At 43.8% G+C, this 22,694-nt stretch carries 19 protein-coding genes; 7 read left to right on the top strand and 12 right to left on the bottom strand.

Annotation, left to right across the window (positions count from 1 at the left end; translation table 11 throughout):
• Window positions 1-53: 53 nt before the first annotated feature.
• Window positions 54-1,271, top strand: coding sequence for an NADH-quinone oxidoreductase subunit D (locus RB622_RS18855; RefSeq protein ID WP_308048154.1), 1,218 nt, complete (start codon window positions 54-56; stop codon window positions 1,269-1,271).
• 291 nt (window positions 1,272-1,562) lie between these two features.
• Here RB622_RS18855 and RB622_RS18850 read toward each other — a convergent pair whose 3' ends face one another.
• From RB622_RS18850 to RB622_RS18840, 3 genes are all read right to left on the bottom strand, one after another.
• Window positions 1,563-2,573, bottom strand: coding sequence for an aspartate-semialdehyde dehydrogenase (locus RB622_RS18850; protein ID WP_308048153.1), 1,011 nt, complete (start codon window positions 2,571-2,573; stop codon window positions 1,563-1,565).
• Window positions 2,574-2,926: 353 nt separating this feature from the next.
• Window positions 2,927-3,517 (bottom strand): DUF4082 domain-containing protein, encoded by a 591-nt coding sequence (locus RB622_RS18845; RefSeq protein ID WP_308048152.1) that lies wholly within the window; start codon window positions 3,515-3,517, stop codon window positions 2,927-2,929.
• A gap of 141 nt (window positions 3,518-3,658) precedes the next feature.
• Entirely contained in the window at window positions 3,659-4,237 is a 579-nt protein-coding gene (locus tag RB622_RS18840; protein ID WP_308048151.1) for a 5-formyltetrahydrofolate cyclo-ligase, read from the bottom strand.
• A 272-nt stretch (window positions 4,238-4,509) separates the two neighbouring features.
• On the opposite strand from RB622_RS18840, the gene RB622_RS18835 reads away from it, so the two are divergent.
• The 5 genes from RB622_RS18835 (at window position 4,510) to RB622_RS18815 (ending at window position 10,659) form a co-directional block, all read left to right on the top strand.
• Window positions 4,510-5,721, top strand: coding sequence for an NADP-dependent isocitrate dehydrogenase (locus RB622_RS18835; RefSeq protein ID WP_308048150.1), 1,212 nt, complete (start codon window positions 4,510-4,512; stop codon window positions 5,719-5,721).
• 152 nt (window positions 5,722-5,873) lie between these two features.
• Window positions 5,874-7,151, top strand: a complete 1,278-nt coding sequence (locus RB622_RS18830) for a hypothetical protein (RefSeq protein WP_308048149.1) — start codon at window positions 5,874-5,876, stop codon at window positions 7,149-7,151.
• Window positions 7,152-7,196: 45 nt separating this feature from the next.
• A complete protein-coding gene (locus tag RB622_RS18825; RefSeq protein ID WP_308048148.1) occupies window positions 7,197-7,988 on the top strand; it encodes an AAA family ATPase in 792 nt (263 codons plus the stop codon).
• A 218-nt stretch (window positions 7,989-8,206) separates the two neighbouring features.
• Window positions 8,207-9,436 (top strand): pyridoxal phosphate-dependent aminotransferase, encoded by a 1,230-nt coding sequence (locus RB622_RS18820; RefSeq protein WP_308048147.1) that lies wholly within the window; start codon window positions 8,207-8,209, stop codon window positions 9,434-9,436.
• 158 nt (window positions 9,437-9,594) lie between these two features.
• Window positions 9,595-10,659: a ferredoxin--NADP reductase gene (locus tag RB622_RS18815; protein WP_308048146.1), complete on the top strand. Its 1,065-nt coding sequence runs from the start codon at window positions 9,595-9,597 to the stop codon at window positions 10,657-10,659.
• A 69-nt stretch (window positions 10,660-10,728) separates the two neighbouring features.
• Here RB622_RS18815 and RB622_RS18810 read toward each other — a convergent pair whose 3' ends face one another.
• The 9 genes from RB622_RS18810 to lipB form a co-directional block, all read right to left on the bottom strand.
• Window positions 10,729-12,582 carry a M56 family metallopeptidase gene (locus RB622_RS18810; protein ID WP_308048145.1) on the bottom strand — a complete coding sequence of 618 codons (1,854 nt, stop codon included), beginning with the start codon at window positions 12,580-12,582 and terminating at the stop codon, window positions 10,729-10,731.
• Window positions 12,579-12,959 carry a BlaI/MecI/CopY family transcriptional regulator gene (locus tag RB622_RS18805; protein WP_308048144.1) on the bottom strand — a complete coding sequence of 127 codons (381 nt, stop codon included), beginning with the start codon at window positions 12,957-12,959 and terminating at the stop codon, window positions 12,579-12,581. The genes RB622_RS18810 and RB622_RS18805 overlap by 4 nt, the downstream gene beginning before the upstream one ends.
• A 270-nt stretch (window positions 12,960-13,229) precedes the next feature.
• Window positions 13,230-14,354, bottom strand: a complete 1,125-nt coding sequence (gene dnaN / locus RB622_RS18800; RefSeq protein WP_254561456.1) for a DNA polymerase III subunit beta — start codon at window positions 14,352-14,354, stop codon at window positions 13,230-13,232.
• Window positions 14,355-14,461: 107 nt separating this feature from the next.
• Complete coding sequence (gene gldG / locus RB622_RS18795) at window positions 14,462-16,123, bottom strand: gliding motility-associated ABC transporter substrate-binding protein GldG (RefSeq protein ID WP_308048143.1); 1,662 nt, start codon at window positions 16,121-16,123, stop codon at window positions 14,462-14,464.
• Between the two features lie 64 nt (window positions 16,124-16,187).
• Window positions 16,188-17,081, bottom strand: a complete 894-nt coding sequence (locus RB622_RS18790; protein ID WP_308048142.1) for a DUF1080 domain-containing protein — start codon at window positions 17,079-17,081, stop codon at window positions 16,188-16,190.
• A 329-nt stretch (window positions 17,082-17,410) separates the two neighbouring features.
• Complete coding sequence (gene rnr / locus RB622_RS18785) at window positions 17,411-19,798, bottom strand: ribonuclease R (RefSeq protein WP_308048141.1); 2,388 nt, start codon at window positions 19,796-19,798, stop codon at window positions 17,411-17,413.
• A gap of 66 nt (window positions 19,799-19,864) precedes the next feature.
• A complete protein-coding gene (locus RB622_RS18780) occupies window positions 19,865-20,599 on the bottom strand; it encodes a 3'-5' exonuclease (RefSeq protein WP_308048140.1) in 735 nt (244 codons plus the stop codon).
• 23 nt (window positions 20,600-20,622) lie between these two features.
• Window positions 20,623-21,036 (bottom strand): hypothetical protein, encoded by a 414-nt coding sequence (locus RB622_RS18775; RefSeq protein WP_308048138.1) that lies wholly within the window; start codon window positions 21,034-21,036, stop codon window positions 20,623-20,625.
• A 14-nt stretch (window positions 21,037-21,050) separates the two neighbouring features.
• Window positions 21,051-21,803, bottom strand: a complete 753-nt coding sequence (lipB, locus tag RB622_RS18770) for a lipoyl(octanoyl) transferase LipB (protein WP_308048137.1) — start codon at window positions 21,801-21,803, stop codon at window positions 21,051-21,053.
• 192 nt (window positions 21,804-21,995) lie between these two features.
• Between lipB and RB622_RS18765 the strand changes: the two genes are divergently transcribed.
• A complete protein-coding gene (locus RB622_RS18765; RefSeq protein ID WP_308048136.1) occupies window positions 21,996-22,352 on the top strand; it encodes a YraN family protein in 357 nt (118 codons plus the stop codon).
• Window positions 22,353-22,694: the final 342 nt, after the last annotated feature.

The following is a 22,694-nucleotide window of genomic DNA, read 5'->3' as shown; positions in this document are numbered from 1 at the left end:
TTTTGTTCGTATATTTGAAAAGACTTTCTGAGAAGAGAAAATAAGAAAATAGCATGAGTAACGCCATCCAATACGAATACCGTCCTGAATATCTTTCAGTTTCTGCCCCGAATAAGTACAACTCCGAAACGCTTCGTACTGAGGAAATGGTGCTGAATATGGGGCCGCAACATCCCTCCACACACGGTGTGTTGAGACTGGAAGTGGTGACGGATGGTGAAGTGATCGTTGATGTAGTACCGCACCTGGGTTATCTGCACCGTTGTTTTGAAAAACATGCTGAGGCGCTGCCTTTTAATCAGATCATTCCGTACGTTGACCGGATGGATTATGTAACGGCGATGAATTCGGAGCATGCTTATGTAATGGGTGTGGAGCGAATGCTGGGAATCGAGCATGACATTCCGAAACGTATTGAATATATCCGGGTGGTGGTGGCGGAGCTCAACAGACTTGCGTCGCACTTCGTGGCGTTGGGCACTTACGCCATGGATATCGGTGCCTATACCCCATTTCTTTGGATGATGCGGGATCGTGAACAGATTTTGCGTTTGCTCGAATGGGTTTGCGGAGCGAGAATGCTTTATAATTATATCTGGATCGGCGGTTTGTTTTATGACCTGCCGGTAGGTTTTGAGGAGCGTTGTTCAGAGTTTATGAATTACCTGAAACCGAAGCTTGTCGAATTGCAGCAGCTGGTTGTGGATAACAAGATTTTCATTCAGCGTACTGCCAATGTAGGTGTGCTGCCTTTGCCGGTGGCGATCAATTACGGCTGCACCGGCCCGATGCTGCGTGGTTCGGGTTTGCGTTACGATCTGCGCCGGGTGGATGGCTATTCTGTTTACCCTGAACTGGATTTTGATATTCCGATCGGAGAAGGTAAAATGGGCACCGTCGGCGACTGTTGGGACCGTACCTGGGTGCGTGTGGTGGAATGTCAGGAATCTGTAAAAATGATTGAGCAAAGTCTGGTTCAATTGACAGGCGATCATAAGCGTACACCTTCCTTTGATCCGCAAGCGGTTGTTCCCAAAAAAATACGTCCCAAGGCGATGGATTTCTATGTCCGTGCCGAAAACCCAAAAGGAGAACTGGGATTTTTCTTCCGTACGGATGGTCGCTCGGATATACCCGTCCGGTGTAAGGCCAGAGCCTGTTCATTTAATAATCTTTCTGTTATTGGGGAGTTGTCAAAAGGCGCATTGCTGGCGGATTTAGTCGCTATTATCGGTTCTATTGATGTGGTAATGGGAGAGGTTGACAGGTAAGTCAGGTAATTGGCACCGTTTAAATTCTATAAAATGGTGTAGGTGAATTGACAAATGGCTCTTTGGAGCCCCCTGTTTATAGAAAAATGGAGAAGTCACATTTATCTGGCTCCTTAGGAGCCTCCTCGGATTTTTAGGACACTCCTAAGGAGTGAAAATAATAATTTTGGAAATTTCAATGCTATAAACAGGATGCTCCGAAGGAGCGGTTGCCCATATCTACCATCCGTAAACGAGAAAAGAGTGACCTATCCGGCCACTCTTTTCTCGTTTATAACTTTTTGGAAAACCTTACGCTTCTTGCGTAACACCAACTAAATCATGTTTCGCAAGGAATTCAGCGATTTGAACCGTGTTGGTAGCAGCTCCCTTACGAAGGTTATCTGCAACGATCCACAAATTCAATGTTTTTGGCTGAGACTCATCACGACGGATACGACCTACAAACGTTTCGTCTTTTCCGTGTGCCGTCAATGGCATTGGATAAAGGGCATTTTTAGGGTCATCCTGAATAATAACGCCTTCAGCTTCGCTCAAAATCTGACGAACTTCGTCAAGATCGAATTCGTTTTCAAACTCAATATTAACTGCTTCCGAGTGACCACCGATCGTAGGAATACGAACCGTAGTAGCCGTTACAGCAATACTGTCGTCGCCCATAATTTTCTTCGTCTCGTTGGTCATCTTCATTTCCTCTTTCGTATAACCGTTGTCAAGGAATACATCGATATGCGGCAAAACGTTTAGGTCGATCTGATGCGGGTAAACTTTTGCAACGCTGTGATCGCCTGCGCGTTCAGAGAAAAGCTGGTCTACCGCGGCCTTACCGGTACCGGTTACAGACTGGTAGGTAGAAACAACAACACGTTTGATTTTATATTTCTGGTGTAACGGATTCAAAACCACCACCATCTGAATCGTAGAGCAGTTTGGATTCGCTATAATTTTATCTTCTTTCGTCAACGTCACTGCATTGATTTCAGGCACTACGAGTTTTTTCGTAGGGTCCATTCTCCACGCAGATGAGTTATCGATAACGGTAATGCCGGCTTCGGCAAATCTTGGCGCAAGTTCAAGAGAAATACTACCTCCCGCTGAAAATATCGCGATTTCAGGTTTGGCTGCAATGGCTTCCTCAAATCCGATTACCTTAATCTGTTTACCCTTGAATGTAACTTCCTTGCCTATAGATCTTTCAGATGCAACGGCCAATAACTCCGTTACGGGGAAATTACGCTCTTCGAGCACTTTGAGGATTTCGCCGCCTACCAAACCGGTAGCGCCTACTACTGCGATTTTCATTCTAAAACCAGGATTAATGTGATTTGTAAAATTGTTTGTTACTCAACGAATTTGGCCAAAATGACCTGCTTCCGAAAAGTGGTGCAAATTTACGATGAAAATTAATAAGAAATGATGTTTTTATTGTACAAATGCTCCTGAACAGCAATTCGGATCGTAATGGTTGTCGATTTTCCGCAGTCAGCTATCGTTTTGGGCATTGTAAATGAATGTGAACAGGCCTTTTTTAGTGATTGCCGGGCGGTAGCTATTGGACTATTATTTTTAAAATACATTTTCAAAGATAATAGAACGGCATAGCAAGTCGATTTGAATCGACTCGCTATGCCGTTTTTAATGCAGTGTTTTTAGCCTTAATCAGGAATGAAAGTAAAATCCGAGAATCCATACATTCTCCCGGTTTCAGCCCCGCCGTCAGGAAATTTTGGTGTGGCAACGGCCTTGTAAACAGAAGACTGGACGAGAATGCTTCCGCGGGCAATCGGGAAAATATTGACGTTGGTATTTGAAATGGTGAAAAATTTTTTGGCACTTCCGCCCACGACGGTATTGATGCTGATGACATATTTTTTATCCTTTTCAACCGGAAATTCATCAATACCGGCCTCCACAAACTTATCGGGCGTGGATTGTTCCAGTGTTTTCTGGCGAAGCAAAGCCTTGGTCGACTGATCCCACAAGGAGACGGTGTAAGAACCAGGTTCAGGCATTTTGCAGCTTAATTTTGTGATTTTACCCGTTGAGGCGGTACTGAAAACATAACCCAGTTCCCAGGAAACCGCCGCAGCCGTGTTTTGCGTCCAGGTAGTTTCCTGCAAAAGTGTGGTCATAATGTTTTCGCCTGGTTTTACTTTGGCGGTTTCGTCGTCATCCTTGCTGCAGGAAATCAGGGTCATCAATGCGACCAATGCGAGTGCAGATAAATAAGTACGGATGTTTTTCATGTTTTCTAAAAGTTTTAAAGTGGACTTTTAATGCTGGAATTAGTTATGTTAATTCCTTAGTCGCACTTTTCATTTTCAGGGAAACATGGTGTCCTTATTTTATTGAAAAAAAGTAATCCAGGGAAACATGATCTTAAAAGATCAGAACCTGACAATCGTTAAGGGCGTGATGCAAAAATCCATTTTTACATCAAACGAATCTCTATTAATAGCCCTTTCTTCGGCTTCGAAGTAAGATAAACCTACCTTCACCGCGTTTGCGCTGCATTGTGGGAGAAAACGATCATAATAACCGCCACCATAGCCGACCCGATACCCGTTTTGATCAAAGGCCAAAAGAGGGATCAGCACCGCATCTATTTCCTGTGGCGATATTTTTAATGAAGTTGCGGGATCCGGTTCAGGAATTTTCCATCGGCTATCGATCAGTTTTGTTTCCGGTGTGAGCAGGAAATGCTCCATTTCTCTCGTTCCGGGGACTACCCTTGGTGCGAGAATCCTGATTTCGGGATATGATGCATTTAAAAATGTGATAATTTTCCAGGTGTCGATTTCATTTTTGCCATATTGCGGAAGGAAAATATGAATGGTTTTCAATGACATTCTATCGACGAACAATTTCGTATTAGCCAGGATCGCTTCATTGCGTATTGTTATTTCTTCTGCCGTCAAATCCTTTCTTTTTTGCAGGTATTCGGTACGTAAAGAAGACTTATCCATACTAGGACGCCAGATTGGTGGTGTAAAAATGATAGCCGGGAAAAATAACCCGAAATAAAAGTGAATGAACCTGATTTGTTTAAAATTAGCCCCTGACAGGTTTCAATGGGCAATTTATGTATTTATTGAAAATAACCACTGCTAAACGATTTGAAAGAATCAACATATAAAATCAAACTTACTTCCTCGCTTGTTTCGCCTTTTCAGTCTATTATTTGTACTTTCACGGTCGCATTTCAATATCTTTAACTTTCGAATAGTAATTAATAATCATGAGCAAAATTAAAGTTGCAAATCCCGTAGTAGAGCTGGACGGTGATGAGATGACTCGTATCATCTGGAAGTTTATTAAAGAAAAACTTATTTTACCTTATCTGGACGTAGATATTAAGTACTACGATTTAGGTGTTGAATATCGTGATGAAACCAATGATCAGGTAACGATCGATGCAGCCAATGCGATTAAAGAATACGGCGTAGGTATCAAATGCGCTACGATTACACCTGACGAAGACCGCGTTACTGAGTTCAACCTGAAACAAATGTGGAAATCTCCAAACGGAACGATCCGTAACATTTTGGATGGAACTGTATTCCGTGAGCCTATAGTAATGAGCAATGTGCCTCGTTTGGTAACAAACTGGACTGCTCCTATCATCGTGGGACGTCACGCTTTTGGCGATCAATACAAAGCGACGGATTTCGTTGTACCTGGAAAAGGAAAACTTACTGTTAAGTTTGAAGGCGAAGACGGAAAAGTAATTGAGCACGAAGTGTATCAATTCCAGGGACCTGGTGTTGCTATGGCGATGTACAACGTGGATGAGTCGATCCGTGGTTTTGCACGTTCTTGCTTCAATGTAGCTTTGGGCAAAGGGTGGCCTTTATACCTTTCTACTAAAAACACCATCTTGAAAAAATACGATGGTCGTTTCAAAGATATTTTCCAGGAAGTTTACGATGCTGAATTTGCAGGAAAAGTACATTACGAGCACCGTTTGATCGACGATATGGTTGCTTCTGCGCTTAAATGGGAAGGTAACTTCGTTTGGGCTTGTAAAAACTATGACGGAGACGTTCAGTCGGATACGGTTGCACAAGGATTCGGTTCTCTTGGTTTGATGACTTCTGTATTGTTGACTCCGGATGGAAAAACTTTGGAAGCTGAGGCTGCACACGGAACTGTGACACGTCACTACCGCGAGCACCAAAAAGGAAGACCAACTTCTACGAACCCGATTGCATCGATCTTTGCATGGACACGTGGATTGGAATTCCGTGGAAAACAAGACGGTAACCAGGCGCTTATTGATTTCTGCCAGACGCTTGAAAGAGTTTGTATTGAAACTGTAGAAAGTGGTAAAATGACTAAGGATTTAGCTGTTTGTATCCATGGCAACAAAGTAAATCACGGAGAGCACTACCTTTATACAGAGGAATTCCTTGAAGCGATCAATGATAATTTGCAAGCTGCTTTGGCATAACATATTTGTAGTAAACACTTTTAAAGCCGTCAGTTCTTTTAGAAACTGGCGGTTTTTTTGTGTCCTAAAACGGAACAGACTGTGTCCGGCGTGGTTAGAAAAAACTTAGATCTCGTTGCTGACAGGCACAGAATTTGTATTTTGGGCTACATTTGATCTCATTTAACCTGATCCGCGAACTTGTTAAAACCGTCTTCATCATCCTTTCCGTCTCGTTTTGGAGGCTGTTTAGTTGTGACGTTCGGGCGCAGGCTGTCGTGCCGACACCTGCTATGTTGCAGGAAGAAATGATAACAATAGCTGACAGCGTTGGGCCGGAGGAGAAAACAGATGCAAAAGATCTCATGGATGTGTTGGGGCAGATGAAGAGAAAAAGCAAAACAACTCAGAAAGTTAAAGAAACGGCTCCCCCAAAAATCCTCTACTCCATGGTACCGGCTGTGGGTTATACCCTTTCCACCGGTGTCGTTGGTTTGCTGAGTGCCAATGCGGCGTTTTATCTGAGCGACACGGCCACGACCAACATTTCAAGCGTTAATACCAGCTTCAATTATTCTCAATACAATCAGATTACGATACCGGTTCTGGCCAATATCTGGACAAAGGACAATGGTTATAACTTCGTGGTTGACTGGCGTTATTTCAAATACCCACAGGATACTTATGGTCTGGGCGGGCATAGTTCGATTGCCAATGCAGACCGGATTGATTATTCGCACGTTCGTTTGCATCAGACCGTACTCAAAAAGGTTGCAGGCGCATTTTATCTGGGTGCCGGTTATCAGCTGGATTATCGCTGGAAAATAAGGCAGGGAGGCAGCAATGAGGATGTGACGTCTTACGGGCTCACCCATAAGTCCGTTTCGTCGGGACTTGTTGGTACCGTGTTATATGACAGCCGTAAAAATTCGATAAACCCGGAAGTCGGACTTTATGCCAATGCGCGTTACCGAACCAATTTGACGGTTTTAGGAAGCAATACGAACTGGCAGTCGCTGGTTTTGGAGTTCAGGAAGTACATCAATTTTCCACGGGGTAGTCGGAATACCCTGGCGTTCTGGGATTTTAACTGGCTGACACTGGCCGGGAAACCACCTTATCTGGATTTGCCGAGCACAAGCTGGGATCCATCAAACAACACGGGACGAGGCTATATTCAGGGAAGGTTCCGGAGCCCGAACATGTTATATTTCGAATCGGAATATCGCTTTGCGCTGACACAGAATGGGTTAATCGGGGGCGTGGTATTTGGGAATGCCCAGAGTTTTTCCAACTGGCCGGATAAAAAATTCAACAAGGTTGCGCCTGGTGCGGGTTTAGGTATCCGCATCAAAATAAATAAAACTTCCCGGACAAATATTGCTGTGGATTATGGTTTCGGAGCAGGTGGTTCAAGAGGATTGTTTGTAAATTTGGGGGAAGTTTTTTAAAATGTATTGCTATTTTTACTGAACAAAAATTGGAGCTTTCCAGCCATGATGATGATCACTTCCATAGAAATTCTGAGCTACCGAAATCTTAAAAATGTAGGAATTAATCCGTTGGGTCAGGTAAATCTGATTATCGGCAGGAATAACACGGGAAAGACGAATCTGCTGGAATCGATCAATTTTTACGCTTCCCAGAAGGAAATTAATGAAATGGAGCGGATCGTCGTCAACGATGAAGCCCCCGACTTACTGACCGAAGATGAAATCCTGATTCCGGAGCATGTTAAATTTATAAAGTCAAATTCCAGCATCCAGGGTTTTTTGACGGAAACGACTTTTGACAGTTTTTCCCAGGTTACCAGTGACAGAGCGCTCGCATGTTTGAAAATCATGGACGACCGGATCCTGGAAATTGATTTTCTGGCGGATAATTTACGTAATCCGCTGGCAACGCTGAAAAACGGGAAAAGCGTTTCGCTGCTGCGGATGGGACATGGAATTCACAGGGTTTTGACGATTTTACTGGCTTTAAGTACCTGTAAAGACGGCGTTATTCTTATTGACGAAGTTGAAAACGGATTGCATTACGGTATTCAGGAAGAACTCTGGAAACTGATTTTTGAAATATCGGCTTCCCAGAATATTCAGGTTTTTGCCACGACACAGAGTATCGATGTCGTCAGGGCTTTTGGTAAAATTGTAAATAATGATGAGATCCAGCCGTTAAACGGACAGCTGATCAAGCTGGAATATATTGAAGGAGTCATTGAACCGTTGACTTTTGATGCGGACGAATTAAAAGTAATTGCCGGAAATGCTATTGAGGTCCGGAGGTAAGTGGCTGGTTATGAGTGGCTATGAATTTATTTTCAGCTAGTTTATTTATCTACATTAAGCGAAATTCTCAGGCATATATTCTTTTTTTTCTTCAACTCCTCCTATTTTCTAAACTACTTCCAAAAAACCCGTAACTTTGCGGGCAATTTGTGGATTCTGATTCCGAGAGGATTAAATCGCAAACTGATTATTTTCATTTTAACTTAATTTTTGTTGCAATGTCCGCAGTAGCAGAGCAAACCCAGGTGGAACCACGGTTGCTGGCCGACCGCATCAACGCCCTCGAAGAATCTTCAACGTTGGCGATGACCAAAATGGCCCGTGAATTGGCTGCCCAAGGCCACAAAGTGATCAGTCTGAGCGTAGGAGAGCCAGACTTTAAGACGCCCGCATTTATTTGTGAGGCTGCCAAAAAGGCAATTGATGATGGATTTCACGGTTATTCGCCGGTAGCAGGTTATCCTGATCTGCGAAAGGCAATTGCTGATAAGCTTAAGCGCGACAATAATATAGATTGGAAACCGGAAAATATTGTGGTTTCTACGGGTGCAAAACATTCACTTGCGAATGTAATTCAGGTATTGATTAATCCGGGCGATGAGGTAGTGATTTTCGCGCCTTACTGGGTGAGTTATTCTGAAATGGTGAAACTTGCAGAAGGAAAATCTGTGATTGTGGAAGGTGCTTTTGATAACGATTTCAAGGTAACAGCTGCACAATTGGAAGCTGCGATTACGCCTCGTACCAAAATTGTGATGTACGCATCGCCAAACAACCCGACAGGATCTGTTTACTCGGAAGCTGAGTTGAGAGCAATCGGCGCGGTTTTGGAAAAGCATGAGGATATCTACGTTTTAGCCGACGAGATTTACGAATATATTAACTTTACAGAAGCAGGACATTTCAGCATGGGTTCAATCCCGGCCTTGAAAGACCGTGTGATCACGGTGAATGGTGTTGCCAAAGGTTTCGCTATGACCGGATGGAGAATCGGGTTTATCGGTGCTGCAAAATGGATTGCTGACGGCGTTGAGAAATTGCAGGGACAAGTTACTTCCGGTACCAATTCAATCGCTCAGAAAGCGGCTACGGCTGCGTTCAACGGTCCTTTGGATGCGACAAGGGAAATGACAAAGGCCTATGCCCGTCGTCGTGACCTTGTGATTGGCTTGCTGAAAGAAATTCCAGGATTTAAAGTAAACGTTCCGGACGGAGCATTTTACGCATTCCCGGATGTGAGCTATTATTTCGGAAAGTCTGACGGAACCACTTTAATCAAAGATTCTGACGATTTCTGTAACTGGTTATTGAACAATTCTTTTGTTTCTACCGTAGCGGGTTCTGGTTTTGGTGCACCAAACTGTATCAGGATTTCAACCGCAGCAGCCGACGAAGCCTTGGCAGAAGCGGTTCAAAGAATCAAGGATGCGATGGCAACTTTGAAATAATAGCAATAAAATTTTAGTATGGGCCTCATGGATTTTCAAGACCATGAGGCTTTTCTTTTATCCAGGCGAATTACATTTGCCAATTACTTGTTGAATAAAAAGACATCACAAATTTAGATTTTAAAAAGCTGACCGCTGATAGCTGACGGCCATAAACCATGAGCAAGTATTATTTTTTAAGAGTCAAAGAAATTGAAAAAGAAACAGAAGATGCATCAACAATCCATTTCTGGCATCCTCTGAATGAAGTAATTGCCTATCGTCCGGGACAATTTTTAACCCTTCTTTTGCCTGACGGCGACAAAAAAGTACGCCGCTCCTACTCGATGTCAAGTTCTCCTTACACCGATGTTTCGCTGGCTATTACGGTTAAACGCGTTCCGGGCGGGTTTGGATCTAATCTCTTGCTGGATACGCTGAAAGTTGGCGATGTCGTGGAAGTGATGGAGCCGATGGGTTTGTTTTTTCCAAAACAGGAAGACGATCAGGTTCGACAGGTCGTGTTTATTGGTGCGGGCAGCGGGATAACTCCGTTGTTTTCGATATCAAAATCAATCCTGATGGTAGAGCCGGAAAGCGAAGTGGTTTTGATTTATGGCAGCCGGACCGAAAATAGCATTATTTACAGGGATAAAATCAAGGCAATTCAGGATAAATATAAGGAGCGGTTTAAGGTAATTTATACGCTGAGCCAGCCGGAAGAAAACTGGCAGGGTGAGCGTGGAAGACTTAACAAAAGCCATATTCTGAAGATTATGGAAGGCTTGCCGGATTTAAAGGTCAATGAAGCCGAATTTTTCCTTTGCGGTCCGGAGGATATGATGGAAGAAGCGCACAGAGCTTTGGCCATCAGGGGTGTTGCTTTAAACAAGATCAGACAGGAAAGTTTTATGACAGCAACGGCTGCTAAACCTGGTGACGTGACCATGGAAGAAGATGATACGCTTAAAACCCGTGAAATAACATTGTTTTACGAGGGAACCGAATACAAAGTGCCGGTGAAACCGCATGAGAGCGTGCTTGAAGCGGCCTTGAATATGGATATTGATCTGCCTTATTCTTGTCAGGCGGGTATGTGTACGGCCTGTATGGGCAGATGTACTTCCGGAAAAGTGCAGCTGGATGAGGAAGATGCATTGTCGGAAGCGGAGCTAAAAGAGGGCTTTATCCTGACCTGTGTGACACATCCCATGAGCGATGATGTGGTCATCGAGGTAGAATAACTTTTGTAACAGATAAAGAAGCCGGATTAACGGAACCCTAGGGTTCCGTTAATCCGGCTTCTTTATGGCTTATTTTTTTATCGGGGGAACAGGTGGAACCGGCGGTTTCGGGACTGCTCTGGGGGCCGCAACGGGTGCTGGTGGCGTTACCCGGGCTGGCGGTGGTGGGGGCGGTGCCAACTCTGCCCAAGATGCTCGTTTTGCAGAAACGGCCCGGCGGGCTCGGACACGAGGACCAGCCGTTGCGTAGTTTCTGGGAATCAAAGACAAGGATGTTAGTCCGATTTTTTCCCCAAGATCGTCTATTTTTTTACTCAATTCCTCCATTTCCTTTTCCGCCTCTTTGTATGGCTCTCCGGCTTTTTCGGCCTCTTTTTGGTTCGCGGACAATTCGGCGTTCAGCTGATTAATAATTTGTTCCTGCGCTTTAATTTGCTGCTCAAAATCTGCCAGTTGTTTGTCCAGATCGGCTTCGCTCAATTTTGTTTTTCCGTTGGCATGGAGCAGATTAGAGCGCTTTTCGATCAGGTTTTGACGCGCCTCGCTTGCACGGCCTTTTTTCCAATCAAGCTTCTCTTCGTTTCTTTCAAAGTGCTCAATATCAAAATGTTTCTTCTCTATTTCCTGTTGAAGCTCCCGCATGCGCCGTTGCAGAGGTTCCATTTCCTTTTGCAGTGCATCCATCTTTTGCTGATACGCTCCCATTTTAGCTTTTAGTGAGTCATCCATAGCATATTCCGGTTCGTCGAGATCTATATTGATGTCGATATTTTCCTCGACATCAGGAATTGCCACGAAAACTTCCGGGTTAACTTCAGTAATCACGGTCTGGTCGCTTTTGGTAACAACCTTGTGTTTCGTGGAAACCTGATGCGTTTTTGCCTTTTTCTTTTTAACATCATCCTGCCCGACGGCATACATGGAAATGCCTGCAAGCGCCACAATAAATACGAGGGTGATGGGTAAACTGCCCATGATACGTGCTGGTTTCGGGGTTATGCCCATTACCCTTTTTACTCTTTGTAATAATAAAGGTTTTTTGGAAGCAAAGGCCATTGCAAGGGAATGATTGGTTTTCCATTCGGCAATACCGACCAGGGCGTGAGCCAGTGAAGTACGGTCACCACAAACCTCTATGGCGAGGTCATCACAGCAATGTTCGCGCTCGATACGCACTCTTTCAGATAACCACCAAAGCGCGGGGTGAAAGAAAAATACGACTTCTACGAAAGATTGCAGCATGTTAACCAGGTAATCGTAGCGGCGGATATGCGCGAGTTCATGTGCCAGTATCGCTTCAATTTGTGACGTTGGAAAGCCTGTCAGCAAGCCGATTGGAATTAATACCACCGGTTGCAGCGTACCAATGACCATCGGTGTCAGAATTTTGGCTGATTCTTTTAATTCGATGGACTGATAGATTTTCAGCTTGGCCGTTAACACGCCAAATCTCACCCGCCATTCTTTGTTCATGACCAGTCTGGAATTGTGACGCAGATGTTCGGTATAAATCCAACCTCCTAAAAATCGCAATACCAAAACAAAGGCGCCGATCAGCCAGCAGATTACCAGTTCCTGAATATGAGTAGTCAGCCAAATCTGTACTTTGGTACTTAGTGAAATATCGTACGTTATTGTTTTCCAGTCTGTTATAACTTGTGCGCTATTTTTTGCCGCGTGGTTTAAAACTGTATTTTGAGCATTTAAATAGTAATACAAAAACGTTCCAAGCGAAGCGATCACCTGAAGACAAAGTGTTCCGATACCCAGATTATAACGCAGACTGGCCGGGCTTTTCCGCAGAAAGTACAGGCCAATACAGGCAATTAACGCAAGTAAGGCGCCTTGCCATAGCGAATGCACCAGTGTCCACCCAAATGCGGAGATCAGTGCTTCGGAGAATAAGTTGAAAAACATTTTCATGACGGACGATTGTTTTCGAGGTTGTTTAGTAATGCACGAATTTCATCTAATTCTTCCTTCGAGGTGGAATGATTTCCCAGCGCCTGCATCACCAAACGTGCCGCAGATCCCCTGAATGTGGATTCAACAAACCGGCCTAAAAGATTCTGCTGCGTTTCTTCTTCGTCAAGCAATGCAACATAAATGTGTGAGCGGCCGTTTTCTGTGCGGTACAACAAACCTTTGTCGTTCATGATCTGCATCAGCTTCAAAGTTGTTGTGTAACCGGTGTCTTTGGATTCCGAAAGAAAATCGTGAACTTGCCTTACGGTTGAGGGCCCCTCTTTCCATAAGTAGTTCAGAATTTCAAGTTCGGATTCGGTTGGTTTAATAATCATGGTCTAATAAATATTGGATTGATAATCAGAATAACAACTAAAAATAACACCTACGAATAAGTTCGTAACAAATTTGTACGAAAAGATTCGTATTTCAAAGCGTTGTCTACGATATTTTTCGTATGTTAATTGAGGTAAGTGATTTTTTAGAATATAAGTGCTTGATTTATAGTGAAATAAAAAAACCTGTGAGAAATTTCTCACAGGTTTTTTTTATTGATTTAACAGAAATTAAGAAAATAGAGATCGGTTTGCGATCAATTTTAATTTCTAAACATATGTATTTAACATCACCGGCATCACCAGCATCAGGATGTCTTCATTTTCTTCCTGGTCTACCGGGATAATCAGTCCAGCGCGGTTTGGCGCGGAAAGCTCGAATGTGATGGTTTTGCTCGACAGATTTCCAAGCACCTCGATCAGGAATTTGGCATTGAAACCAATTTCCATATCATCCCCATTGTATTCACAAAGCAAACGTTCATTCGCTTCGTTTGAATAATCAAGATCTTCGGCAGAAATAACAAGATCATTCAAAGACATTTTCAGACGAACCTGGTGCGTCGTGCGGTTCGAATAAATTGAAATACGGCGCAACGAGCTAAGGATTTCCATCCGGCCGATTGTCAGCGTATTTGGGTTGTTTGTTGGAATCGCGTTTTCATAATCCGGGAAACGTTCATCGATCAAACGACAGATCATGCGGATATTGCCGAAGCTGAAAAATGCGTTGGAAGCCGTAAATTCAGCTTTCACCGGAACATCATCCGATGGAAGACAGGATTTAAGCAAGTTCAAAGCCTTACGCTGAATGATCATCGATGTATCCACATCCGATTTGATATCCGAACGGCGATAACGTACCAGACGGTGACCGTCCGTTGCCACAAATGTTGCATTTTCTACGCCCATTTGAACGAAAACCCCTGTCATGGCAGGTCTTAAATCATCTGTGCTGGTAGCAAATAACGTATTGGCGATGGCTGCACCCAAAGCAGACGATGACAAATCAACAGACTGGCCACGGTTTACAGAAGGCGTTTTTGGGAAATCAATCGGGTTTTCACCGGAAAGTTTGTAGCGGCCGTTATCCGAGATAATTTCCGTTCCAAAAGTTTCGCTGTTAACCTGAAGCGTTATAGGTTGTTCAGGAAGGCCGCGTAATGTATCCAGCAAAAGTTTTGCCGGGACAGCGATAGCGCCTTTTTCAGTAGATTCTACCTCGATTTCGGTAATCATAACGGTCTGCAAATCAGATGCAGTGACAGTCAGGCGATTTCCTTCCAGGGAAAGTAGAAAATTCTCTAATATAGGTACGATAGGGTTCGTTGAAACGACACCATTAATTGCAGACAGTTGCTTGAGCAGTACCGATGACGAAACGACAAACTTCATAATTCGTGACGGAAGTGGTTAGTAAAAAAATAGAAAAAACCATACAGATCCTTAAATCTGTTTTGTAGGGAACAAAAGTATAAAAAAAAACGTACTAAGCCGATTTATTATGACGCGAATTTGCGGCGACGGATATAGTAACGCAGCGCACCGAAAATTCCCAGAATGACCAGAGGGAGAAGCAGGTTAAGTGCCTGCCAGAATTTCTTGTCTTTCTGTACGACAATTTTATCCAGCGCCCGAATACTGATTTGTTTGCTGCGGGATGTGATAATGCCGTTTTCATCCGTCATGTAATCCAATGCGTGCATAATGAAATCCTTGTTCCCGAAAATATTGGTCGAAGCACGGTCATAACCCAGCGGTAATGGTGTGTTTCTGCGGTAGTCAAAATCATTAACGGCAACATCGCCATCGGCACAGATTATTATTTTCCCCTGCCCTGTCGCTTTAAAAGTTTTAAAACGCGGATCTGCCGGTAAAATCCGGTTCTCAAACAACGAATTAAAAGAACCTTCCAAAAGAACGGCCGCCAGTTTCACACCTCCGTTGTATTCCGATGGTTCGGGCTGCTGACGTGCTTCATTATAACCTACCAAAGCCGGTGTATTCAGTAGTTTGGTGTGAGGCGAGGTCATCAAAAGCGGAATTTTTCGGATACTTGCTGAGCCTCCTACGGTGTCCATAGAGCTGAGAAACCGAGAATAAACGGCATCCATATTTCTCGTAATCGGACTCGGCCCAAAATTGTTCAGCAACGGAAAAAAGCGCCATTGCACCGCCTTGATTTCCGGTTTATCGCCCATATTTCCCACATTCATAGGAATGGTGGCACTGGACAGGTCTTTCACGAGGTTATTGTTGATACGCACACCCCAGCGGAAGAAAAGGTCATTTAAATTTAAATCCAGCGGCTGCACATAATTTCCTTCCAGGCTCACGCTATCCACTTTCGCACCATCCACAAAGAAAAGCGCTTTTCCACCTCCGATAACGTATTGGTCCAGCTTGTATTTTTCTTCTTCCGAAAACGGGACATCAGGTTTTAAAATCATCAAAGCATCCAGCCCCTCAAAGGTTTCGGGATCTTTTACCACCATAAACACGTCATAACTTTGCTGCATCGTCGCGATCAGGTCGCTGAGACGTGCAGGAGGCAGTTTTTGGGTATGATTGACAAGCAAGCCGATTTTTTTTCGCTCCGGATTATCCAGGATACGGATGGCAGAGGCCAGTTGAAATTCTACGTTTTCGTAGGATTGGTTTAATTGTTCTTCAGGCGAAGTTTCCAAGCTGCGGTTCGCTTTTAAAAGCTGAACGGGAATAGCAAGTGTATCGGCCTGAATAATTGCACCCGGAAATATCAGTTTCTCGGTACGTTTCCCGTCTTCATTGGCAAAAAGATTGGTCGGCGTTAATCCGCGGTCCACCAGATTCTGATACTGTTTTTTTCGCTGATCTTCGCTCGCTGCATCGGAAGGATCGGAAAACTGATAGGTCAGATGACCGTTTGAATACGTTTTAAATTCATCCAGTGTCTCGCGCGTGGCACTTTCCAGGCGTTCGAAACCGGGAGGGAATTCGCCCGAGAGATATACATTGACGACAATATCCTTGTCGAGATTACTGAGCAGCTGTTTTGTCGCGTCAGAAATCGTATAGCGTTTATCTTCCGTTAAATCCCAGCGGAAAAAGAACAGAGAAGCCAGCCAGTTCAGGCCAGCCAGTATAACCAGCAATAATAAGAATCTGAGAATTATTTTCTTCATGAAGCAGCAACGCCCGTTTTTCAGCAAAAATATAAAAACTAAACGGAGTTATTGCGGCAGACGACTATTTCTTGTATTTGCAGCTTTTATTATCCGCAGATTGGTAGTAGGATTTGTAATTGCTGGCCTTCGGATCCATACACCCTTTCAGGTTTAATATCTCAATGTCTTTGAAATCAATCGGATGACTTTCGGCCTGAAGTGCGATATAACCGCTTCCCAAAGGTGTACCATCTTTTTTGATCCATTCCTCGGCATTGCTAAAATGCCCTGCGGCAAAATCATGGTTTTTACCGACATAACCACCTCCGATTTTTGGTTTTGTAAAAGTAAAAACTATCTCACCATTGATGATATGATGAACAATAGAATCGCCCAGGACGATAGCCTCGGCAGAAACCCATTGATCACCGTCATAAGTCTTAGAAGTTGAATTGGTGCAATGTGCCGGATCCACCTTTCCGTTTACTTCAACAATGGTACCCGGTGTACAAAGGTTACCCGTTGTGCGCTCGCCCGCATTTAATCCTCCCAAATACTGCATTTCCAGCGATACCGGAAAGTCCTGATCAAGTCCCAAACTGGCAGCCGATTGAGAATGCAGCATGATCCCGCTATTGCGGACATTCCAGGAGGCTCCACCTGGTACCTGATTGCCTGTAAAGCGATATTTTAGTCTTAAACGATAATGTGAAAATGGCTTGTTGTAATACATATGACCATATTCTGTCGTGAATTTTTCGTATTCTTTATAATTCACGCGGATCATACCATCTTCGACGATAAACGTGTTTTTATAGTTGTCGTTGACCTTATGTCCTGCAATTTTAATATCCCATCCTTTCAGATCTTTTCCATTGAATAATGATTGCCAGTCTTCTTTTTCAGTGTTTTTCTGGGCGAAAGCGGTGCAGGAAAGTATAAGGAAAAGCGACAGGAATTTGCAGAATTTGGACATAGTTAGATCGTGTTTGTTTCGAAAAGTAGCCGCCGGCAATTTCCTACTTGACTATTTTCTTCCTTTTAGAGCGTAGTGATCAAAAGAAATTGATCCAGATGGAGGTTTTAGCTCCGGAGGAGGCACCCTGTTTATAGCCAGGAATGGGTATTCATCTTTCTGGCTCCATCGGAGCCGCCTATTTATAGTCAGGGAGGAGCAATATGTGTTTCTGGCTCCATCGGAGCCTCCTGTGTATTTCAGGAAACTCCGATGGAGTTATGTTGATAAATGGAGACTTCTGGCTAGAAACAGGACGCTCCGAAGGAGCGAAAACAATAACTTGCTGATTATCTTCTTTTTCTATTTTTTTTCTCTTTGGGTGCAGCTGTCGCGGGTTTGCTTCTTCTTGACGAGGAAGGTTTGCCGGAATCTCTTGAAGAGGACTCTCTGGACCGTCTGCTGGTTCTTTCCTCAAAACCGCCGCTATTTCTTGAACGGATGGATGAGGTGGTTTTCCCGGCCAGATATAGATCCATGCTTCTGCGGGCAAGGTTCGTATCTTTTACCTGCACTTTTACTGCGTCACCAAATGTGTAAATCTTTTTGGTACGCTGCCCGATAAGGCGGTAACTATCCTTATCGTGTTCATAATAGTCATCACCCAGGTCCGTCATGCGGACCAGACCTTCGGAAGCCGTTTCTGTTATTTCAACAAAAATACCGAATTCGGTAACGCCCGTGATAATGCCGTCGAAAATGCGGTCCTTGTCCATGGTACTCATGAACTCAACCTGTTTGTATTTAATGGAAGCACGTTCGGCGTCGGAGGCCAGCCTTTCACGTTCCGAAGAATGCTTGCAGGCGTTTTCATAAATATCACTGTTCACGGATTCTCCGCCGTTCAGATAATGCTGTAACAAACGGTGGGACATCACATCGGGATAACGGCGTATCGGCGATGTAAAATGTGTATAACGTTTGAAAGCCAGGCCAAAGTGTCCTAAATCTTCCACGCTGTACCGTGCCTTCGCCATCGTTCTGACCGCCAAAGATTCGATCAGGTTTTGCTCCGGTTTTCCTTCAACTTCATGCAGCATGCTGTTCATCGATTTAGCGATTTTTTTCTCGTCATCGATTTCCAGTTTATGCCCAAGTTTGCCCACAAATGAGGCAAATGTTTTCAACCGGTCAGGATCCGGTGCTTCGTGGATACGATACACCATGGTATTTTTTGAAGGACCTCTGGAGAGCGAATACACAAATTCAGCGACTCTTTTATTCGCTAAAAGCATAAATTCCTCGATCAGCTTATGCGAATCGTGACGTTCTTTTTGATAAATGCCCAAAGGTTTTCCGTTTTCGTCCAGACGGAAACGTACCTCAGCGGTTTCAAAATTGATCGCTCCGTTTTTGAAACGTTCTTTCCTGAGTATTTTGGCAATGCTGTTCAGCAATGTCAGTTCGTTGGGATAATCGCCTTCTTTTGTGTCCAGCACCTGCTGCGCCTCCTCATAAGAATAACGGCGTTCGGAATGGATAACGGTTCTTCCAAACCATTCTTTCAGAATTTTGCCTTTCGGATTTAATTCAAAAATCGCTGAAAATGCCAGACGGTCTTCGTTTGGACGTAATGAGCAAAGATTATTTGAAAGTTTTTCAGGAAGCATTGGAACTGTACGATCCACCAGATACACGGAAGTTGCGCGTCGGTTTGCTTCTTTTTCCAACTCTGTACCCGGTCGGACATAGTGCGATACGTCAGCGATATGCACACCCACTTCTACATTTCCTTCATCCAGATAACGCACAGAAAGTGCATCATCAAAATCCTTGGCATCCGCCGGATCGATGGTAAATGTCAGCGTCGCACGCATGTCCCTGCGCTTTAAAATTTCTTCTTTGGGAATAGCGTCCGGAATTTTCTGGGCTTCTTTTTCCACTGATTCCGGGAATTCATAAGGCAGGCCAAATTCAGCCAGGATCGCGTGCATTTCTACATCGTTCTCCCCTGCTTGTCCCAAAACATGGATAATTTCTCCTTCAGGCTGCCGCGTTCGCGTGGGCCAGGTTGTCATTTTTACGATGACCTTATCCGCATTGGACGCCCCGTTAAGATGTTCTGGTTCTACAAAAATCGGATCAAACAGTTTTTTATGATCGGGCTGCACGACGGCATATTTCGGCCATACTTCAATAATCCCGACAATTTCAGATTGCGTCCGTTGTGTTATTTCAACCACACGTCCTTCAACCCGGGTTTTTCCAGAATCTCCACGACTGGTGTGCTGTCTTCTTCCTGATTTTGACAACACCTGAACTTTGACGATATCGCCGTCCCAGGCCCCGTTCAGGAGCTCCGTTTCTACATATATGTCATCCTCGCGGCCTTCAATAATGACAAAGGCGAAACCTTTGTTGACGCGGTCTACCCGGCCAATGAGCCCGGTATCTGCCTGGGGCTTGTTAGGTGCTGCGGTAAAAGTCCCGTCCGCGTTGGAGCGGATCCGGCCATCTTCCTGAAGCTCGTGTAAAATTTCATTAAAAAGTGCCCTTACTTTCCTGTCTTCTACACCAAAATGGCCGTGGACGTCGAACGGACGGAAGGAATGTTCACTATTCAGGTCGAAAAATGCCGCGATATCAGCTTTTAAATTATCTATATAGGATACGATGCCATGCGGCGCTTTGGCTGTTTTTTGTTCTTTAAATTCTTTTTTTGGTTTTTTATCTCTCATGAAGTTTTATGAGTAATTGTTGATTAAGAAAGGTGGAGTAGCGGTTTTGCTGTTAAAATAATCAATTTATTCCACTCTTGTAATATTATCAGCCGGCACCGGCTCAAAACTATGCATACGTAAATATAATTGCGCGAGGACAACCACATCTTCTCTGCAATATCGGCAAATTTTAGCGAGATCGTTCTCTTCGTAGTAAACCCGGGTTACCTGATCGCCGCTCATTTCGTTTTTGCTGCCGGGAATATCAAAAACAGCGGCCAGCAAATCCAGTGAAGTGTAATTTTTGTAATCACCGAATTTCCATAAGTCCATGGTGTCCTGGTGCAGTATTTCCCAGGGCTTTTTCCCGGTTATCTGCAATGCTTTCGGAATTTCAATCCCATGGATGAGCATGCGCCGACAGAGAAACGGGAAGTCAAATTCCCTGCCATTATGGGCACAGAGAATCAATTGTTCCGCCGGATACTTTTCAATAAGTGCTTTGAATTCAAGCAATAATTTCACTTCGTCGTCGCCGGAAAAACTTCGGACTTTGAAAGCGATTTCGTTATTTTCATCCCAATAAAAGGCGCCAAAGGCAATGCATACAATCTTGCCGAATTCTGCATAAATGGCGCCTCGATCGTAAAAGTATTCGTTGTTGGAAAGTATTTCATCTCCCTTTCTCAATGTTGCGGCCTTCTTATCCCAAAGCTTCTGCATGCGCTCAGGCAATTCGTCATAAGAGGCGTAACCCGCTACGGTTTCAATATCAAGCAGGAGGAAATTTTTTGCTTTTCTGCGAAATTCATCTGTCATAGTGTGTGGTTATTGTTTATTTTTTAGTCGTGCAGGACGCCTTCCAGACCGAGTGGATCTATCTCGATGAGGTTGTCTTCCACGATGCTGTCCGGTACGAAGATAAACTTTTTATCGTAAATCTGATTTCCAAGGAAATAGCTGATCCAGAACTCGTTATTTAAATGAAAAACGTCCGGCATGATTGGCTCTACGACCACATGCTCTTGCGGTTTTATTTCGGGAAAAAAGTGGCGGAGTGTTGATGTTTTAATCCCCGTATTTTCACCAGACTCCGTGTTTCCATATCCTTTTGAAGTAACAAAAACGCCTGTGATCGGCTGCTCATTTCGATTGATCACAACAACGTTCCACTCGGCCTCATTCAATGCGTTGATCTTTCTTACAACGGCCACTTTAACACCTTCTACGGGATGAAATATAATATCCTTCTTCATGCTGTTCCTAATACTTAATTTTCTAAAATGTCTGTTTTTGAATTATATGGAGTTTTCCAGACCATTTCAAAAAGAGTACCTAAATGATTCTTTAATATAGCAGAGACTTCTTCAAAATCCACTTCCCGGCCAAGCTCCTTACTGATGGAAGTAACGGCTTTATCCTCGATACCGCAGGGAACAATGTTGCCGAAATAAGCCATATCGGTATTTATATTCAGCGCAAAACCGTGCATTGTAACCCAGCGACTGGCTTTTACACCCATTGCACAAATTTTCCTTGGGTTTTTCTGTTCAACAAAATCAAGCCAGACACCGGTGAGTCCGCTGATCCTGCCTGCACTGATATGGTAGTCGGCCAGGGTGAGGATAATTGCCTCTTCCAAAGTCCGCATGTACTTGTGAATATCGGTGAAAAAATTATCAAGATCAAGGATCGGGTAACCAACCAGCTGGCCTGGTCCGTGGTAGGTAATATCTCCGCCACGGTTTATCCTATAAAATTTAGCCTGTTTCTGGCTCAGATCGTCTTCATTCAAAAGCAAATGATCCGGCTTTCCACTTTTGCCCAGCGTGTAAACGTGCGGGTGCTGACAAAAAATAACATGGTTGAGCGTAGCCAACTGTTCATTAGCCGGCAAAGCACGGTTTTTCGTTTTTATAGAAAGTGTTTCCGCGAACAATTTTTCCTGGTAATCCCACGCTTCCTGATAATCGATCAGACCTAAATTCTGGAATTCTGCTTGCTTGTTAATAAGGGTATTCATGTGTGGAGAATGTCGATTTGATAGCTGGAAAATATCAACTCAAATGATTGGAAACAAATGGCGGTTGTTGGCCTGTATGGATGAAGTATAATTAAAATATTTTTTATTCAAATATGGATTAAAACCGGAAATCGGGTTGTGGTTTCTTTTTCTTACTAATCAATAACACTAATTTGTATAAAAAATGTTCGAATGGCTATACACAACACGACCGGAAGCTGGGGAGAAACCCAGGCAACAGCCTTTTTAGAAGGAAAAGGCTATGAAATTATTGAAAAGAATTATCGGCACAAACACGCGGAAATCGATCTGATTGTTAAGAAAAACAAGACACTGATTTTCGTGGAAGTGAAAACCCGGAGTGGGACGGGCTTTGGCATGCCGGAAGAATTTGTGAATTATACCAAGGCCAGGCTGATCATGAAGGCTGCGGAAAACTACATTTACACGAAAGACTGGCATTTGGATATCCGCTTTGATATCGTTTCAATTTTAATTCTTTCAAGCGGTGGAATTAATATCAACCATATTGAGGATGCGTTTTCGTGAGAAGTTCAAGGAGACTCCGATGGAGTCCTGTTGGCATTAGCATTCTGATGGCTATAAACAGGATGCTCCAAAGGAGCAGATGGCCGGTAAAAAATATTTACGGGCAGGATAAATCGGTAATATGCAAAATTAAAATCGCTTAGCCTTGTCTGTATTTTTCAGCCACATTTGTGGCTTCCTGTTTATAGCAAGGTTGGTGAACTGTCAATTACTTGGCTCTGGAGGAGCCTCCTATGGAGTTGTGTATAGTGATGGCCATAAACAGGATGCGTCAAAGGAGGAGATGGTCGGTAAAAAATATTTATGCGCAGGATAAATCGGTAATATGCAAAATTAAAATGG

This window comes from Dyadobacter sp. LHD-138 (assembly GCF_030929615.1).
Classification (GTDB): domain Bacteria; phylum Bacteroidota; class Bacteroidia; order Cytophagales; family Spirosomataceae; genus Dyadobacter.
This window is presented reverse-complemented; position numbering and strand designations above follow the sequence as displayed.

Bases quoted from the DNA above. Each gene is read 5' to 3' on its own strand.
- RB622_RS18845 (WP_308048152.1), bottom strand. From the start codon at position 3,517: ATGAAAAACATCCGTACTTATTTATCTGCACTCGCATTGGTCGCATTG.
- RB622_RS18790 (WP_308048142.1), bottom strand. From the start codon at position 17,081: ATGTCCAAATTCTGCAAATTCCTGTCGCTTTTCCTTATACTTTCCTGC.
- dnaN (WP_254561456.1), bottom strand. From the start codon at position 14,354: ATGAAGTTTGTCGTTTCGTCATCGGTACTGCTCAAGCAACTGTCTGCA.
- RB622_RS18840 (WP_308048151.1), bottom strand. From the start codon at position 4,237: ATGGATAAGTCTTCTTTACGTACCGAATACCTGCAAAAAAGAAAGGAT.
- RB622_RS18820 (WP_308048147.1), top strand. From the start codon at position 8,207: ATGTCCGCAGTAGCAGAGCAAACCCAGGTGGAACCACGGTTGCTGGCC.
- RB622_RS18855 (WP_308048154.1), top strand. From the start codon at position 54: ATGAGTAACGCCATCCAATACGAATACCGTCCTGAATATCTTTCAGTT.
- RB622_RS18810 (WP_308048145.1), bottom strand. From the start codon at position 12,582: ATGAAAATGTTTTTCAACTTATTCTCCGAAGCACTGATCTCCGCATTT.
- RB622_RS18825 (WP_308048148.1), top strand. From the start codon at position 7,197: ATGATGATGATCACTTCCATAGAAATTCTGAGCTACCGAAATCTTAAA.
- RB622_RS18815 (WP_308048146.1), top strand. From the start codon at position 9,595: ATGAGCAAGTATTATTTTTTAAGAGTCAAAGAAATTGAAAAAGAAACA.
- RB622_RS18835 (WP_308048150.1), top strand. From the start codon at position 4,510: ATGAGCAAAATTAAAGTTGCAAATCCCGTAGTAGAGCTGGACGGTGAT.
- gldG (WP_308048143.1), bottom strand. From the start codon at position 16,123: ATGAAGAAAATAATTCTCAGATTCTTATTATTGCTGGTTATACTGGCT.
- rnr (WP_308048141.1), bottom strand. From the start codon at position 19,798: ATGAGAGATAAAAAACCAAAAAAAGAATTTAAAGAACAAAAAACAGCC.
- RB622_RS18850 (WP_308048153.1), bottom strand. From the start codon at position 2,573: ATGAAAATCGCAGTAGTAGGCGCTACCGGTTTGGTAGGCGGCGAAATC.
- RB622_RS18780 (WP_308048140.1), bottom strand. From the start codon at position 20,599: ATGACAGATGAATTTCGCAGAAAAGCAAAAAATTTCCTCCTGCTTGAT.
- RB622_RS18805 (WP_308048144.1), bottom strand. From the start codon at position 12,959: ATGATTATTAAACCAACCGAATCCGAACTTGAAATTCTGAACTACTTA.
- lipB (WP_308048137.1), bottom strand. From the start codon at position 21,803: ATGAATACCCTTATTAACAAGCAAGCAGAATTCCAGAATTTAGGTCTG.
- RB622_RS18775 (WP_308048138.1), bottom strand. From the start codon at position 21,036: ATGAAGAAGGATATTATATTTCATCCCGTAGAAGGTGTTAAAGTGGCC.
- RB622_RS18765 (WP_308048136.1), top strand. From the start codon at position 21,996: ATGGCTATACACAACACGACCGGAAGCTGGGGAGAAACCCAGGCAACA.